Annotated in this window: 14 protein-coding genes; 4 read left to right on the forward strand and 10 right to left on the reverse strand. The window is 61.2% G+C overall.

All coding sequences use genetic code 11. The features are described 5' to 3' along the window. Window positions 1-476: 476 nt before the first annotated feature. Window positions 477-2,063: a gamma-glutamyltransferase family protein gene (locus tag IFT66_RS13960; protein WP_249406460.1), complete on the forward strand. Its 1,587-nt coding sequence runs from the start codon at window positions 477-479 to the stop codon at window positions 2,061-2,063. Between the two features lie 91 nt (window positions 2,064-2,154). Here IFT66_RS13960 and IFT66_RS13965 read toward each other — a convergent pair whose 3' ends face one another. The 8 genes from IFT66_RS13965 to IFT66_RS14000 form a co-directional block, all read right to left on the reverse strand. Continuing rightward, window positions 2,155-3,564, reverse strand: coding sequence for a mannitol dehydrogenase family protein (locus IFT66_RS13965; RefSeq protein WP_192077994.1), 1,410 nt, complete (start codon window positions 3,562-3,564; stop codon window positions 2,155-2,157). Continuing rightward, window positions 3,561-4,760, reverse strand: coding sequence for a mannonate dehydratase (gene uxuA, locus IFT66_RS13970; RefSeq protein WP_192077995.1), 1,200 nt, complete (start codon window positions 4,758-4,760; stop codon window positions 3,561-3,563). The genes IFT66_RS13965 and uxuA overlap by 4 nt, the downstream gene beginning before the upstream one ends. Beyond that, window positions 4,757-5,821, reverse strand: a complete 1,065-nt coding sequence (locus IFT66_RS13975) for an L-idonate 5-dehydrogenase (protein WP_192077996.1) — start codon at window positions 5,819-5,821, stop codon at window positions 4,757-4,759. The genes uxuA and IFT66_RS13975 overlap by 4 nt, the downstream gene beginning before the upstream one ends. A gap of 74 nt (window positions 5,822-5,895) precedes the next feature. After that, a complete protein-coding gene (locus tag IFT66_RS13980; RefSeq protein WP_174195363.1) occupies window positions 5,896-7,302 on the reverse strand; it encodes a TRAP transporter large permease in 1,407 nt (468 codons plus the stop codon). A 4-nt stretch (window positions 7,303-7,306) separates the two neighbouring features. Further along, window positions 7,307-7,885, reverse strand: coding sequence for a TRAP transporter small permease (locus tag IFT66_RS13985; RefSeq protein ID WP_174195364.1), 579 nt, complete (start codon window positions 7,883-7,885; stop codon window positions 7,307-7,309). Between the two features lie 70 nt (window positions 7,886-7,955). Then, window positions 7,956-8,927, reverse strand: a complete 972-nt coding sequence (locus IFT66_RS13990; RefSeq protein ID WP_192077997.1) for a sialic acid TRAP transporter substrate-binding protein SiaP — start codon at window positions 8,925-8,927, stop codon at window positions 7,956-7,958. Between the two features lie 65 nt (window positions 8,928-8,992). Continuing rightward, the gene (locus IFT66_RS13995; RefSeq protein WP_192077998.1) at window positions 8,993-9,706 is read right to left on the reverse strand and encodes a FadR/GntR family transcriptional regulator; all 714 of its coding nucleotides are present in this window, start codon (window positions 9,704-9,706) and stop codon (window positions 8,993-8,995) included. Between the two features lie 63 nt (window positions 9,707-9,769). Continuing rightward, entirely contained in the window at window positions 9,770-10,870 is a 1,101-nt protein-coding gene (locus IFT66_RS14000; RefSeq protein ID WP_192077999.1) for an Ldh family oxidoreductase, read from the reverse strand. A gap of 110 nt (window positions 10,871-10,980) precedes the next feature. Between IFT66_RS14000 and IFT66_RS14005 the strand changes: the two genes are divergently transcribed. Together IFT66_RS14005 and IFT66_RS14010 are read left to right on the forward strand one after the other, a co-directional pair. Continuing rightward, complete coding sequence (locus IFT66_RS14005) at window positions 10,981-11,973, forward strand: GntR family transcriptional regulator (RefSeq protein WP_192078000.1); 993 nt, start codon at window positions 10,981-10,983, stop codon at window positions 11,971-11,973. A 29-nt stretch (window positions 11,974-12,002) separates the two neighbouring features. Further along, a complete protein-coding gene (locus IFT66_RS14010) occupies window positions 12,003-13,121 on the forward strand; it encodes a mandelate racemase/muconate lactonizing enzyme family protein (RefSeq protein ID WP_192078001.1) in 1,119 nt (372 codons plus the stop codon). 76 nt (window positions 13,122-13,197) lie between these two features. Here the strand turns inward: IFT66_RS14010 and IFT66_RS14015 are convergent, their stop codons facing one another. Both IFT66_RS14015 and yghU read right to left on the reverse strand, forming a co-directional pair. Next, window positions 13,198-13,575, reverse strand: a complete 378-nt coding sequence (locus tag IFT66_RS14015) for a hypothetical protein (RefSeq protein ID WP_062454259.1) — start codon at window positions 13,573-13,575, stop codon at window positions 13,198-13,200. Window positions 13,576-13,611: 36 nt separating this feature from the next. Further along, window positions 13,612-14,511, reverse strand: a complete 900-nt coding sequence (yghU, locus tag IFT66_RS14020; RefSeq protein ID WP_092664068.1) for a glutathione-dependent disulfide-bond oxidoreductase — start codon at window positions 14,509-14,511, stop codon at window positions 13,612-13,614. Between the two features lie 270 nt (window positions 14,512-14,781). Between yghU and IFT66_RS14025 the strand changes: the two genes are divergently transcribed. Then, window positions 14,782-16,548 (forward strand): chemotaxis protein, encoded by a 1,767-nt coding sequence (locus IFT66_RS14025; RefSeq protein ID WP_192078002.1) that lies wholly within the window; start codon window positions 14,782-14,784, stop codon window positions 16,546-16,548. The last annotated feature ends 66 nt before the right edge of the window (window positions 16,549-16,614 follow it).

Genomic DNA, 16,614 nt, shown 5'->3' on the forward strand with positions numbered 1-16,614 from the left:
GTTCAAATCCTGCCCCCGCAACCAAATCATCATTATCGAAAAACACCCGTAGCCATAAGCTGCGGGTGTTTTGCATTTGTGGCCTAACCGAACCGTATCGACGACCGATACGCCGTGTGTGCCAAGACGGGTGACGCCGGATGGGATCGGTTTTGCTGGGCTTCTCCTCAGACAATGCTGAAAACTCTTCGAGCGACGCTCGTGTTGCTAGCCTCTGCCAGGGCTTAAGACATAGCTGCACGGGCGCAGGTTTCAGTGCTCAAACGAAATTGCGAGACCGCCTTTCCTTCCTTGAGGTTGCAGGTTTGCCGTTCGCTGCACTATCGTGCAAGCCGATTGCCTGATGGAGGTTACCGTCCAAGGGCGGCGGCCTGCCGAAAGGTTTGCCGCTGACCGACATCCCCTCCGAATATGATGACGTTTGGACCCGTAGGCGCTGAGGCCATGACAGGCTGTCAGTGAAACAAAGGAATGACATGTCTGATTTCGATTTCTTTTCCGCAAGGCGCCCGTCGACCCTGTCGACCGGCGCGATGATTGCCACGTCGCATCCGCTCGCCACCGCAGCCGGTCTGGAAGTCCTGCAGGATGGCGGCAATGCTGTCGACGCAGCGATTGCGGCTGTCTCCGTCCAATGCGTCGTCGATCCCCTGATGACCGGTATCGGTGGCGATTGCTTTTCGCTCTACGCACCTGCGGGCGGTGCGGTCAAGGCGCTCAACGGTTCGGGCCGAGCGCCTGCCGCCGCCTCCGTTGCAGCCCTTACAGAGCTCGGCTTAAACGGCGAGATTCCCCAGACAAGCCCGCATTCGGTCACCGTCCCGGGTGCCATTTCCGCCTGGTGCCGTCTCCACACCGATCATGGAACTCTACCGCTCGAGCAATTGTTCATGCGCGCGATCGGCTATGCGCGTTCCGGCTTTCCCGTCACGCCTCGTGTCGCGATGGACTGGAAGGGCAATGAAAAGGTTATCGCCGGCGACAGCCACGCCGCTGCGGTGTTTCTGCCTGAAGGCAAGGCGCCCGTTGCAGGCGCTGTCATCCGCCAGCCGCTTTTGGCAGACCGCCTCGAGGAGATTGCTGCAGGCGGGGCTGCCGCCTTCTACGAAGGGGAAACGGCGGAAAAGATGGTTGCCCATCTGCGCTCGCTCGGTGGTCTGCACACGCTTGAGGATTTCGCGGTCGGCAAGGATGGCGCGAACTGGGTCGATCCGGTCAGCGCCAGCTACAAGGGTTTCGACGTCCACGAGTGCCCGCCGAATGGACAGGGGCTGGCGGCGCTGCTGATCCTGAAGATCGTCGAAGGCTTCGATCTCGCCGCCATGGACGAGGCGGATCGGATCCATGTCCACGCGGAGGCGACCAAGATCGCCTATCATCACCGCGACGCCCTGATCGCAGACCCCGACCATTGCGCGGGCGTTGCTGAGCAACTGTTGTCCGATGAAGTCGTTGCGACGCTCCGCAGCCGTATCGACATGAAGAAGGCATTGCCGCCGGTTCTGTGGGACGAGCCAGAACACAAGGACACGATCTACCTCTGCGTCGTCGATACGCAGGGCAACGCGATTTCCTTTATCAATTCGATCTTCCATCCCTTCGGCTCGACGCGTCTCGACCCGAAGACCGGCGTGCTGTTCCACAGCCGTGGCGCATCCTTCCGGTTGATCGAGGGGCATCCGAATGCGATCGGCCCGTCGAAGCGCCCGATGCACACGATCATTCCCGGCATGGTGACGCAGGATGGCAAAACGGTGATGCCGTTTGGCGTGATGGGCGGCCATTACCAGGCAGCGGGTCATGCGGCCTTCCTGTCGGGCGTGATCGACAGGGGCCTCGATCTGCAGGCGGCCATGGACGTGCCGCGCAGTTTCGGCTTCGGCGGCGTGCTGGAACTCGAGCCCACCGTCAGCCCGGCGGTGCGGGCAGATCTTGGAGCGAGAGGCCATGTGCTGAAGATCGTCACCAGCCCGATCGGAGGCAGTCAAGCCATCCGCATCCGCGACGGCCTGCTCGAGGGCGGGTCGGACAGCCGCAAGGATGGCATGGCGCTCGGCTTCTAGCCATGGCGGCGTATTCCGTTGCTGTCGTTCAGAAGTGCAAAAAGCCCGCCGAGTGCGGGCTTTTTGTCGTTCTAGCAGACGGAGGAACGCCCTAGCGCCACTGTTTCATTTCCGCATCCACCAGCACGCGCCATGCCTGGGAATCGATCAGAGCCTGCGGAAACAGGCCCGGGATCTCGAAAAACGGGGCCGAGGGGTGCTCGTCCGAACTCCGTGCAGCGGCGGAGAGAAGCTCGTCGCGGCGCGGATCGTTGCAGTCCTGTAGCCGGCAAACGGCCGCCAGCCACACGCCGACGACATGCGCATAGGCCGCCCCATCCTCGCCTTGGCCGAAAACCTCAACTGCGGGTCCGAAAATACGCTGAGGGATCTTCTGGCTCGTATCCATCGCGATCTGCGCGCAGCGATGCGCGATTGTCGGATTGGCAAAGCGTTGCAGAAGCTGCTGGATATAGGCCGACAGGTCGATGCCCGGGACCGGGTCGAGCGTCTTGACCACGGTGTTGAGATGTCGCTCGACATCGTCAACATGCCGTTCAACCGTCATCACGTCACGTGTGCATTCCAGCCCGTCCAGCAGGCCCAGATGCGCAAGCAGCGTATGCGAACCGTTGAGAAGCCGGAGCTTCATTTTTTCATAGGGCTCGACATCGACGGCAAAGAGGGCGCCGGCGGCTTCCCATTGCGGTCGGCCGGAGACGAACTCGTCTTCGATCACCCATTGCAGAAACGGCTCCGTATCGAGCGCCAGTGCGTCTTCGACGCCGAGCAGTCGGGATGCGCGCTGCCGGGTTTCTTCCGTGGCGGCGGGCACGATCCTGTCCACCATGCTGGAGGGAAAGGCACCGTTCTCGGCAATCCATTCGGCAAGAGCCGGGTCGCGCCGGTTTGCCATGTCGAGCACCAGCCGCCGCAGGATCTTGCCATTGGACGGAAGATTGTCGCAGCAGAGCACGGTGAAAGGCGCGACATCCAGGTTGCGTCGAAGCGCCAGCCCTTCGACGATGAAACCGATCGGGCCGACCGGCGCCTGCGGGTTTTGAAGATCCGCGGCAACGGAGGGGTGATCGGGATCGAGGCCGCCTGTCGTCGGATGCAGCCCGTAGGCCTTTTCGGAGACGGTGAGTGTGACGATCCGGATGTCGGGGCTGGCGAGATAGGCCAGAACCTGGTCGCGCTGGTCCGCAGCGCAGATCCAGTCGACGGTCGAACCGATCACCTCGGAACGATCGCCCTCGGTGTCGCGCACGGTGATCGAGTAGAGCCCGTCCTGTTCGCCAATCGCTTTGACCGGCTCCGGCGAGCGCAGATTGACCGCAACGATGCCCCAGGGGCCAAACTCCGCCTCGAGCGCCTTTTGCGTATAGACCGCCTGATGGGCGCGGTGAAAGGCACCGAGCCCGAAATGCACGATCCCGGGGCGAAGTTTCGTGCGGTCGAATGGCGGACCGGTCACGGTTTCAGGCAACACCGTGGCGGATGAAAGTCTCTGCAGGGTCATTCTCTTGCTCCAAATTCCGGATGGCTGAGCGCGCGCTCGATGCCGCGCAGTTCTGCCAGTCCCTTGAGCCGGCCGATGGCTGGGTAGCCTGGCTGGGCGCCACGGGTGAGATCGTCGAGGATCTCCTGACCATGGTCCGGCCGCATGGCAATCCTGTGGTCTTCACGTCCTTCGCGATGACGCCGCTTTTCTTCCTTCAACAGGGCGGCGATGACCGCCACCATGTCGGTACCGCCTTCGAGATGCTCGTCTTCGAAGAAGGAGCAGGGCAAGGAGTCCTCATCGCGCGTCACATTGCGCAGATGGACGAAATGGATGCGGTCGGCAAAACGCTCGGCAATCCGGGGAAGGTCGTTGTCCGCACGCGCGCCAAGCGAACCCGAGCACAGCGTCACGCCATTGGCGCGGCTGTCGACCGCTTTGAGCATATGGGCGTAATCGACTTCGGTCGAAAGGATCCGCGGCAGGCCAAGCAGCGGCCACGGCGGATCGTCCGGATGAGCGCAGATGTTGATCCCCACCTGCTCGGCGACAGGCACGACTTGCGAGAGGAAATCGACGAGGTTCGACTGGAGTTTTGCGCGGTCGATGCCGTGGTAGGTCCTCAGCTTCTCCAGAAGCTGGTCGAGCGAGTATCCGTCCGCTGATCCCGGCAGCCCCGCACCGATGTTGCGGCCGAGCGCTGCGATCCTGTCATCCGCGAGCTCGGAGAATCGCGTCGCCGCTTTGTCCTTCAGGGCGTCGGGATAATCGGACGCTGCATCCGGTCGCTTGAGGATATGAATATCGAAGGCGACGAAATCGGTAAGGTCGAAGCGCATCGCCTTCGCGCCGTGCCGGGTTTCCCAGCGCAGGTCGGTCCGGGTCCAGTCGAGGACCGGCATGAAATTATAGCATACTGTGCGAATGCCGCTTTGCGAAAGGCGGCGCAGACTTTCCTGCCAGTTGGCGACATGGGCGCGCCAGTCGCCGGTCTGTGTCTTGATTTCTTCCGAGACGGGCACGCTTTCGACCACATCCCAGTAAAGACCGCCGGCCTTGATCTCCGCGTGTCGCTTCTCGATCTCGTCGGCCGGCCACACTGCCCCCGTCGGAATGTGGTGCAGGGCACTGACAATGCCTTCCGCACCGGCCTGCGCCGCATCCCTCACCGAGACCTTGTCGATCGGTCCGAACCATCGCCAGGTATGCTTCATTCTGTTCTTCCCGTTTCATGGTCGAAAAGTGCGATCTGCACCTTGCAGGCGACGGAACGGTCCGAAGCCTGTTCGAAGGCGCTCAGCGCGTCCTCGAGTGGATAGGTATGCGAAAGGATTGGCCGCACATCGATGGCGCGCCGAGAAATCAGATCGACCGCTTCTGCAAACTCGCGATCGAAGCGCTGCGAACCGCGCCAGTTGATTTCCTTGCCGACCAGCATGTTGAGCGGGATCGTCACGTCTCCCGTCACGCCCACCTGAACAAGAGTTCCCCGCGGCTTCAGGGCTGCAAGAGCGGTGCGAAGCGCTGGGCCGGCGGCAGAGCAATCGAAGGCCACATCGATCGTGCCTTTGCCTTCGAGATAGGGCGCAAGCGCTTCCGCGTTTTCGGCGACGTTGACCGTATCGGTCGCGCCCATGGCGGGCGCCCGGGCAAGCGCTGCATCGGCGAGATCCGTCACGATGATCTCGGCAGCGCCTGCATACCGGGCGGCTGCGACCGTCAGAAGGCCGATCGGTCCAGCGCCGGTCACCAGCACGCGCTTGTTTTTGAGATCGCCGGCCTGGGAAACTGCATGAAGGCAGACTGCCAGCGGTTCGGCGCAGGCGGCTTCGGCTGGCGAAACATCTGCCGAGACCGGATGGCACTGCATTGCCGGCACGACCAGATGATCGCGGAACATGCCCTGTTCGTGCGGCAGGCGCATGGCGCTGCCCATGAACCGCATTTCGAGGCAGTGGATCGGTTGGCCGAGACTGCAATAGTGGCATTGGCCACAGGGTTGGGAAGGATTGACGGCGACCAGGGTGCCGACGCTGAGACCGGAAACGCCGTCTCCGATCGCTTCGACGAAGCCGGATGCTTCGTGTCCGGAAATGATCGGTTCGCGCACGCGGATCGGGCCGAAGCCGCCGTCTTGGTAATAATGCAGGTCAGAGCCGCAAATGCCGCCCATCGCCATGCGCAGGAGCACTTCACCGGGTCGAGGAGCGCCATAACCCTCGCTCTCGACCTTGAGATCGCGTTTGCCATGCAGGCGGACGACGCGGGTAAGCATGGGGATAGCCTCGTTTCGTGCGTTTCGATCGGTCATTCCGCGCCGGGCCGGCCGGCGCGGAATGGGTGTCGGTATCAGCGGATCAGGCCCATTTCCGTTGGCAGCCACAGCGTGATTGCCGGCACGAAGGTGATCAGCACCAGTGCGAGCAGCAGCGGCACCAGCCACGGAAGGATTGCCATCGTGGTGCGCTCGACAGAAAGCTTCGCGACGCGGGACAATACGAACAGCACCATGCCGAGCGGCGGATGCAAGAGGCCGATCATCAGGTTCAGCGTCATGATCAGGCCGAAATGCACCGGATCAATGTCGAACTGCAAGACGATCGGCAGCAGGATCGGCACCAGGATGGTGATGGCGGCGATCGTATCGAGGAAGCAGCCGACGAACAGCATCAGAAGGTTGACGAGGATCAGGAACACCCACTTGCTGTCGGTCAGGCTGGTGATCGCCGTCGACAGAAGCTGCGCCGTCTGGCTGACCGTCAAAAGCCATGCAAAGACCGAGGCCGCGGCCACGATGAACAGCACGGAGGCCGTGGTTTCGATCGTATCGAACGTTGCCTTGGCAAGCGACTTGAGGGTCATGGTGCGATAGCGCACGAGGCCGAGGAACAGCGACCACAGCACGGCGGCAACGGCTGCCTCGGTCGGCGTGAACCAACCCATCGTCATGCCGCCGATCAGGATGACAGGTGTCATCAGCGCCATGACGGCGGAGAAGTCGAAATACCAGTCGCAGGCGAGAAGCACGACGAGCGCGATCAGGATCGACAGGTTGAGCGATAGCCCGGTCAGCGTCAGCAGATAGATACCAAGCGGCACCATGGCCACAACAAGGACCTCCGTCGATGCGCTGAGGATATTCCTCCAGCTGAACGGCGTATCGGAACCCCAGCGTTTCACATAGGCGAAGATGGCAACGGTCAGCATCATCAGCACCGTCATGACGACGCCCGGCACGATGCCGGCCATGAACAGGGCGCCGATCGAAACGTTGGCCATCATCCCGTAGATCACGAAAGGCAGCGATGGCGGGAAGATCGGACCAAGCGTTGCCGATGCCGCGGTAACGCCGACGGCGGCCTCGATCGGATAGCCGTGGTCCTTCATCGCCTTGATCTCGATCGTGCCGATGCCGGCAGCGTCGGCAAGCGCCGTTCCGGACATGCCGGAAAAGATGACCGAACCGATGATGTTGACCTGCGCCAAACCACCTTTCATCCAGCCGACCAGCGCGACTGCGAAAGAGTAGATGCGGCCGGTCACGCCGGCGCTGTTCATCAGGTTGCCGGCAAGAATGAAGAAGGGAACGGCCAGAAGCGGGAAGCTCTCGACACCGGCAATCAGCCGCTGCGCGACGATGATGTCAGGCGCAACATTGTAAAAGACGATGTAGAGGACCGACGAGGTTGCCATGGAGATGGCGACCGGCAGACCCAGCACCATCAGGAGAAGAAACGAACCGATAAGCAGCAGCATGAAATCAATCCTCGGCGTTCTGGAATTCTTCGGGGCGCTCGAGCACCGAATAACCGCGGCGCATGTTGGCGACGAAAACCTGGATGGAGCGCAGCAGCATCAGCACGAAGGCAACCAGCACGCTGTAGAAGACGATGTTGCGGGGCAGGTTTACGGTGACCATCTCCTCGCCCTCGACGATTTCCATGTACCGCCACATCAGCCATGATCCGTAGGTAAAGAAACCGACCCGGATAATGTCGACCAACGTCGCCATGATGCGCGTCACATGTGGCGGCAAGTAGTGGTAGAGAACGTCCACCTGAATGTGGCGCGACATGCGTACGCACATGACGGCGCCGAGGAAAACCACGCCGATCAGGCAATTGACGGCGATTTCCTCCGTCCAGGCATAGCTGTCGTTGAGGACGTAACGGGTAAAGAACTGCAGGAAGACGCAGCCCGTCATCACCCAGAACAGGGCAAGCGTGACCCAGTCCTCGAAGGCATAGATTTTAAGGTCCACATCGACGGGCGCTTCGTCGAATGTATGGGCAAGCTCCTCAGGGGTCACCTGAGTGTGGATTTCCGGGGATGTCGACATGGATCCGATCCAGTTTCACGAAGGGAAGGCGCGGCTCTCGCGAGCCGCGCGAACGTTGGCGTGATCCGCGTTACTTGATGGCGCGGATGGCTTCCCAATCGGATTTCGCGTAGCCGAACTCTTCGAAAGTGACCTTTTCCAGCACGGTCTTTTCGAAGTCCGCCTTGTCAACGGTCACGACGTTGAGGCCGCGCTTCTTGAAGTCCTCGACGAGCGCCTTTTCGCGTTCCTCGATGATCTTGGTGGTGCGGGTGGCGGCTTCCTGCGTCACTTCCGTGAAGATTTTCTTGTCTTCGTCCGACAGGCTTGCCCAGCGGCTCTTGGAAATGACCGTGTTGAGATGGTCGACGATGTGACCGGACAGAACGATGTTCTTCTGGACTTCAAAGAACTTCTTCGCCTCGATCGTGGTCAGCGGATTTTCCTGGGCGTCGACCGTGCCGTTCTGCAGGGCGAGATAGACTTCCGCAAAGGCGATCGGCGTGGTGTTGGCGCCGCAGGCCCGTGGCATGGCAAGGTATGCCGGAACGTCCGGAACGCGCATCTTGACGCCCTTCAGATCGGCGCATTTTTCAATCGGCTTGTTGGATGTCGTATGGCGCGTGCCATAGTAGCTGACGGCTGTGATCACGTTGCCGGTCTTGTCTTCATAGCCCTTGGAGAGACGCTTGAAGACGTCGCTCTTCACATAGGCGATCAGGTGCGCCGGATCGCGGAAGATGTAAGGGAAGTAGGTAACGCCGATCGGCTTGTAATCGCGGGCCGCGAAGCTGGAGCCGGAAATGATCATGTCGACCGTTCCGAGCTTCAGACCCTGGTTGATGTCGGCTTCCTTGCCGAGCTGCGACGCGGGGAAGACGTCGATCTTGTAGCGACCTTCGGTGCGCTTGGCGATTTCGCCGGCAGCCCAAACGGATTCCGTATGGAACGGCTCCGAGGTCTCATAGACATGCGCCCACTTGAGCGCTGTCTGCGCCTGTGCGCCGATTGCCGACGCCATGACGACGGCGGCGGCACCTAAAATAGTGGTAAACTTCAACATAACTTTCTCCTCCCGAATTGAAATCTCAAACTATCGTCTCGATCCGCCGCCTCCTCGCGGTCGGATCAGTCGTTCCTCGTCGGCTCCTCTCCGAAGCTTTCCGAGAATCTCTTCTGCGACAGCGTCAAATGCTGCCGCATGGCCTCGCGCGCATCGGCGGGGTTGCCCGCCGCAAGCGCGTCGCGAATGATCTTGTGTTCTTCGAGTGCTGCCTTCCAGGTGTGCGGGCCTTCGAAATAGCTGGCCAGCTTGGTGAAATACGGCGACAGCCGCTTGTCGTAGATCAGGCCGGTAAAGCGGTTGAGCGCCGAATTGCCGATCATGTCCGCAATCGCCGTATGAAACGCCCGGTCCAGCGCCAGCGCCTGGTGCGAATCGTCGAGCGAACCCTCCATCTCCGCAAGGATCGAATTGAGCTTTGCGATGCTCTCGCTGTTGGCCTTGCGGGCTGCCTCTTCGGCAATAGCGCTCTCGATCAGGCAGCGCGCCTGCAGGATCTCAAAAGGACCATCGCTGTCATCGGCGGCAAGGATTTCCGGCTGCCGGTTTGATCTGGCGCTGACATAGACGCCGGATCCCATGCGGATCTGGATCAGACCCTCGACTTCGAGCACGATCAGGGCTTCGCGAATGGTGGGGCGGGACACGCCAAGGCGCTCGGCAAGCTCACGCTCGGCCGGCAGACGCTCACCGGGCCGGACTTCTCCGGCTTCGATCAGCGTACGAAGCTGTTCCGCGGCCTGCCTGTAAAGGCGGCGCGGCTCAAGGGCGACGAACATGGTGTCCTCCACGCGTTCTCCCGACGCGCAATGCGGTCAGATTGTCTTACCAATTTTGGGAAGTCAAGTGCCATCAACCTGTGACTGTGCCGGCATCTCCAAAACCGGCAGTTGCGCCCCGTAGCGACCCGCAAGAACTTCGAAAGCGGCGTGTGTTGCCGGATCGAGCGTGACGCCAGATGCTTGTCGATCCGCTGCAACCGCCCATTCCCGGTCGCCTGGCGCCATGACCCGGCAGTCGGCACGGGCGGGAGAGTTTCGCAACACGTCCAGATAGCGTGCCATGCCCGCATCGAACGTCTCCCGATCGCCGAACGCCTCCGGCAGGATCGCAAATACGAAGGCTCCAAGACCGCGCGGCGTCGAAAAATCTGGACCGCCCATCGGGGCGAGGGCGAAACTCAGGCTCATGCCGGTCACGACAGCGCTGAGGATTTCCGCAAGCCCGGCAAGACCCGCGCCCTTGAAGCCGAATTCGCCGCCGAGCGGCGCCAGCATGTCGGCCTTGTCCGCATCGAGCGTGTCGATGCCCGAAACATCTGACGCGACCGACTGCGGCAGGGTCGTGCCCATGCTGCGGTAGAGCAGAACGCGGTTATAGGGAATGGCGCTGGTTGCCATGTCCAGCAACCACGGATCTTGCCCTTTCACCGGCACGCCGACGGCAATCGGGTTGGTGCCGTGGAAGCGCGATGCGCCCTCATGCAGGCGCACGAAACTGTCGGAATTGCAAAAGGTGAAGCCGATCACGCCCTGGCGGGCCGCCTCCAGCGCATAGGCGCCGGCCGGGCCGAAATGCGAACTGTTGCGGATCGCCACAGCGCCGATGCCGAACTGACGCGCGAGCGCGATTGCGCGGTCCATCGCCGTATAGGTCGCGAGTGCGCCATGCGCATGATCCGCGTCCAGCGTCTCCACCGCCCCGAAACCGCCAGCGGGCTTTAGCTTCGGCACCTTGTTGAGGCGCCCGCCTTCAAGCGCAGTCACGTAATGGTCGAGAAGACGCACCCCGTGACTGTCTACGCCATGGCGGGTGCCATGCATCATCGCCCGCGTCGCCGCATCTGATGTCGCAGCGTCTGCGCCGCAAGCCAGAAGGACGTCGCGGCAGAAGCGATCGAGCTCCCGGAGCGAAACGGTGGCTTTGTTATTCCCAGTCGGCATTCCAGGACATCCTCCACAATGTCTTTTGTCTACACTAGACATACGATTTGGAAGATGCAATCCATGCACTGCGATTTCGATCGATCGCGTTTGTTTTCCTGGAGAGCCGAATGGCTGGCCCGTCCCCGAGGCTTCATCAACGTGTGTGCGAGATACTGGCATCCGAGATCGCCTCCGGTGCGCTGTCTGCCGGCGCGTATCTGACCGAAACCAGCCTTGCCGACCGCTTCGGCATCAGCCGGGCGCCAGCGCGCCATGCCTTGGGCGAGCTTGAACTGCGAGGCCTGATGCAGCGCGTCCCGGGAAGGGGATACCAGATCCTGTCCTCGGAAAGCGGCACCGCGCCCGCCGCCCCGTCGAGCCATTCTGCGGGCTCCGACGAGAAGATCCATTTCCTGTCGAGCTGGGAGCTGATCTACCGTCAGATCGAGATCGAGATCGTCTCGCGCACCTCGCTTGCCAGCTGGCGTATCAACGAAGCAGCGCTTGCCGCAGCTCACGGTGTCAGCCGAACCGTAGCACGGGACGTGATGGCAAGGCTGCAGCAACGCGGCGTGGTGCTGAAGGACGATGCCGGCCGCTGGCTGGCACCGGGCCTGACGCCTGTCCATATCGGCCAGCTTTACGAACTGCGCTGGGTGCTGGAACCGCTGGCTCTCGAGCAGGCCTTCCCGCACTTGCCCGATGGCTACGTGGCGGGATGCATCGAGTTCGTCGAGCAGGCGATCGCCGCCGCCGAGACGGTCACCGGCGACACGCTCGACCGCGTCGAACATCAGCTGCATTCGGAGCTTCTCGGATATTGCGACAACCGCGCGCTGATGCAGGCAATCAGCCTGCCGCAGGCGATCCTCGTCGCCCACCATTTTCTCTATCAGCCGAAGGCCACCGGCTATGACGGCGAGCCATTCCTGCTGGAGCATCTCGACGTGCTTTCGCCGCTCGCTTCCGGCGATATCGGCGCCGCATGCGATGCGCTGGAGAGGCATCTGCGGATCTCACGCGACCGCGCAATCGCCCGCATTGGGGCTGCCGCATCGCGAACCATCGCCCTGCCTGACCTGCCTTATCTGGAGCGGCAGGGGCACGTCAAAACAGACTGATGTCTACCACCGGGAGGAGGAGCCCAAGAATGAAGATCAAATCCATACAGCCATTCATCCTGCATCTGCCGCTAACCTCGGACTCGATTTCCGACAGCACCCACAGCATTACCCACTGGGGTGTCGTCGGCACCGTGATCGAGACCACCGACGGGCTGAAGGGCTACGGCTTTACCGGCACCCATGCCCATATCGCCTCCGACCGGCTGATCACGTCCTGTATAAGGGATTGCTACGCGCCGCTGCTGATCGGCGAGGATGCCAACGAACATCAGCGCCTGTGGACCAAGCTGGCACGCTATCCCTCCCTGCAATGGGTCGGCCGTGCGGGGATCACCCATCTGGCGCTGGCCGCCGTCGACGTCGCGCTCTGGGATCTCAAGGCGAAGAAGGCAGGCGTGCCGCTCTGGAGCCTGCTCGGTGGCGCAAGAACCGATCGTCTCGAGGCGTATAATACCGATATCGGCTGGCTGTCGTTTTCGCTGGAGGACCTGCTGGCCGGGTCGGCGCGCGCCGTGGAGGAAGAAGGCTTCACCCGGATCAAGCTCAAGGTCGGCCATGACGATCCCAATATCGATGTGCGCCGCCTGGAAGCGGTGCGCAAGCGGCTGGGCCCAGACGTGCGGATCGCCATCGATGGCAATGGCAAATGGGATCTTCCCACCTGCCAGCGGTTTTGCGAGCGGGCCCGCGATCTCGACATCTACTGGTTCGAGGAGCCGCTCTGGTACGACGATATTGCCGGACATGCGGCGCTTGCGAGAAGCAGCACGATCCCGATCGCGCTTGGCGAGCAGCTCTATACCGTCGATGCTTTCCGGGCGTTTATCGCAGCCGGTGCCGTGTCCTACGTCCAGCCTGACGTCACGCGTCTCGGTGGCGTCACCGAATATATCCAGGTTGCGGATCTGGCACTGGCCCACCGGTTGCCGGTCGTACCGCATGCAGGCGAGATGAGCCAGGTTCACGTCCATCTCAGCTACTGGCATCCCGCGTCGACCATTCTCGAATACATTCCCTGGATCAAGGATCACTTCGAGGAACCGTCCAATGTCGATGCCGGCATTTACCGCCGGCCGCAGCAGCCAGGCGCCAGCACGACGGTGCTGAAGGAAAGCTTCGAGCGATACGGCAAGAGCCTCGGCTAGATGCAGAAAGGCCGCCGGCGTCAATCGCCAGCGGCCTTATCTAGTTGATCGTCGACAGCAGCGAATACGGTCGATCTCAGATCTCGAAGATATTCTCGAACGATTCCGGAAAGTTCTGCCGCGCCAGCTTTTCGTTGATGACAAGCATCGCCTCATAGGAAAGCGGATCAAACGTTTTGTCGGCCGGCAGCACTTCGCGCCCGAACAGAAGGCTCAGACGCGCGGCATCGAGATTGCCGCGCTCGAAGGGTTCGGTGCCGAAGTGATGCCACAGCGCATGCAGAAAGGCCCCGTCGATCTTGTGCTCTTTCGTGCCGGGACGTGCCCGGCGCGGCAGAGCCTTGATCGGCGTCACGCCTTTCGGATTGGCCCGGCGGATGGTGAACTGCACCCCCGTGCTTGGCATCCCGCCCGGAAAGCCTCGGTGTTTTGTCATTTCAGGCAGGTTTGCCATGCTCGTATCCTCAAGTCCTATGCGGCTGATCGGCTTTTAGCCGATCTTGTCTTGTGTCTTCGTATCGAAATCCGAAGCGTCGTGGCGCTCGTGCAGCTGCTCCGATGGCTCGCCGGATGTCCGGTTGACCATGCGGCCGCGCTTGACGCCAGGCCGTGCGAAAACCTCCGCCGTCCAGCGCTGCAGGTTCTCATAGCTCTTTACCTCAAGAAAATCACCTGCATCGCCGTAAACCTGGCCAAGCGCCAGCGTGCCGTACCAGGGGAAAATCGCCATGTCCGCAATCGTATACTCGTCGCCCGCCATATAACGGTTGTCGGCAAGATGCCGGTCGAGCACGTCGAGCTGGCGTTTCGTCTCCATCGCATAGCGATCGATCGCGTATTTGATCTTGATCGGCGCATAGGCATAGAAATGTCCGAACCCACCGCCGAGAAACGGTGCCGAGCCCATCTGCCAGAACAGCCAGTTCATCGTTTCCGTGCGGGTGCGCAGATCGGTCGGCAGGAAGGCGCCGAACTTCTCCGCCAGATAGACGAGGATCGAGGCCGATTCGAACACGCGCAGCGGCTTGCCGCCATCCTTTGGCGCATGGTCGCAAAGTGCGGGGATCTTTGAGTTCGGATTGATGTCGACAAAGCCGGATCCGAACTGATCGCCCTTGCCGATATTGATCATCCAGGCGTCGTATTCGGCCTGTGTGTGACCGGCTGCCAGAAGCTCTTCCAGCATGATCGTCACCTTGACGCCGTTTGGCGTGCCCAGCGAATAAAGCTGCAGCGGATGCTTTCCGACCGGCAGTTCCTTGTCTTGCGTCGGGCCGGCGATCGGGCGGTTGATACTGGCGAACTGTCCGCCATTGCCCTTTTCCCAGGTCCAGATCTTCGGCGGCTCGTAGCCGGCAGGAAAATTATCGGCAGGAGTTTTCTCGGTCATCAGGGCGGTCCTTCCTGAAAAATTGCTCTTAAAATACGAATGATGCCTGCGATATAAGAAGAACGATAAGAGATTTCCCGTTTTATAGCGCCATCGTATCGCGTTTTTTGGTGCTGGTCAGGATCTCTCTATGCTGCCCCACCGTGTTCCGAACGAGCGGCAATGGTTAACCACGTACACGCAACTCCGCGGTCGGTTCTTGTTCAGTTAACCGTTGCACCGGCACTGTCCAGCTATTCGAGGACACCCGTGCCTGCTTCAGGCGGAGACGTGTCCCACAACAAACAGGGCGAACGGTTTTCCAGCGACGAACTCAACGTTGCGGCGAAGCTGGAAAAGGTGGTGAACATGGCAGTCAGAGCGGTCGTATCGATAGAAGAGGGTGTTTCCGCAGACGCCTCGGCGTTTGCCGCGCGGCTGGACGCTGCCCGTTCGCGCCTTGAGGAACGCTTCACCGAAGGCGGACGAGCGCTTCTTTCCATTCTCGACGTTCTCAACCGCCTGGTCGCCTCGCTCGATCAGGCCGAGAGCTCGCTCGACGAAGAAACGGCGAACGCATCCCTGTTCGAGCTCACCCAGACGGTCGCGCGGCTTTCGCAGCTGAGCGAAAACGAGAAAGGCCGACAGGTCCAGTTCGCCCTCATTTCCGACGCCCAGAGGCACCTGAAGGGCCATTCCGAGGACATGCAGGAAACCCTGCGCTATCTGCGCACCTTTGCAGTTACTGCAAAGATCACCGGCGCCGGAATTGCAGACTTTGCAGGATTTGCCGAGGAAATCCTGCAAAGGATTCAGGACGGCACCCGTCAGGTCAATGATTTCTCGGACAAGGTCCAGTATCTCGGCCAGGGACTGGGTTCCCTGATCACAAGAGGGAAGAGGATTGTAAGCTCCTACGAGGACACAATCCCGCAGATCGCAGCGGGACTGTCGAACGGTGGTGAGGCGATTGCCTTCAATCGCAGATCGATGATCGAACAGGCTGCAAGCGTCCGGGCAATCGCGCGCGGCATCCAGACCAAGCTCGCCTCGACGCTGTCTGCAATGCAGATCGGCGACACAACCCGCCAGCGGATCGATCATTGCCAGTCAACGCTCACGCTCCTCGACGATTTTCTGGCCTCACCGAACGCTACGCCGCTGACCGGTCCTCAGCGCGACAACCTGTCCGCTGTCATCCGGAGGCTTGTCTCCCATCAGCTCAGGCAGTCCATCGATCAATTCGAGCGTGACACGGCAAAGATCGTCGCAAGCGTGGCGGGTTTCCGTTCAGATCTCCAGAAGATCGATGCAATCCGGGAAACGATGGCAGAAGGCCAGGGCGGCGCCGCCGCCATGCGCCAGCTCGACACCGGCGTCGGCGTTGCGCGCGAAGCGGTTCGCCAGATCGAAGCCGTTGCCGGCGAGGCGACGGAACTCAGCCGGTCGACCGGCCAGACCGTAAGCGAGCTCGTCACCAGCATCGGCGTCGTGCAACTGGTCCGCACCGATATTCACTACATGGCCCTCAATACCAATCTGCGCTGCGGCAGGATCGGAGATCAGGGCAAGGCGATCAACGTGGTTGCCGCCGAACTGCGCAATTACGCGGGCGAACTGGATGGTGCCGCCGACAAGATCCTCGTTCATCTCAGAATGCTGGAAGAATCTGCGCAAAAGCTCAGCGCCTGCGAAGATACGGGCGGCTCGCTCGATCTTCGGCTCGAACAGGCACTCGCCAATATCCGCGTTGTCGGCGATCGCAGGGAGACCGAAATGTCGCTGCTTGGCGAACACAGCCGATCCGCCGTCGGCGAAATCGATGCCTCGCTTGCTCGGCTTGATTTCAAGGTTGAGCTTGGTGAGGTTTTGCGGGCCTGCGTGGAAGAGGGCGAAGCCTTCGCAAGCGCCCGGCCACTGGCCGCCATCGAGCCTGCCCTCATCGAACTCGGGGCTCGCATTTCCGCCCTTTACACAATGGGTTTGGAACGTGAACTGCACGCGAAGATCATGGGAACCACACCCCTTGGCGAAACGTCCCTCGTCTCGGTTGCATGAGTGACGACACGCTGTTTTCAGGTGTCATCGGCATCGACGGCCTCCAAGTCAGACCGATTAAATACC

The organism is Rhizobium sp. CFBP 13726 (assembly GCF_014841925.1).
GTDB classification, from domain to species: Bacteria; Pseudomonadota; Alphaproteobacteria; order Rhizobiales; family Rhizobiaceae; genus Neorhizobium; species Neorhizobium soli.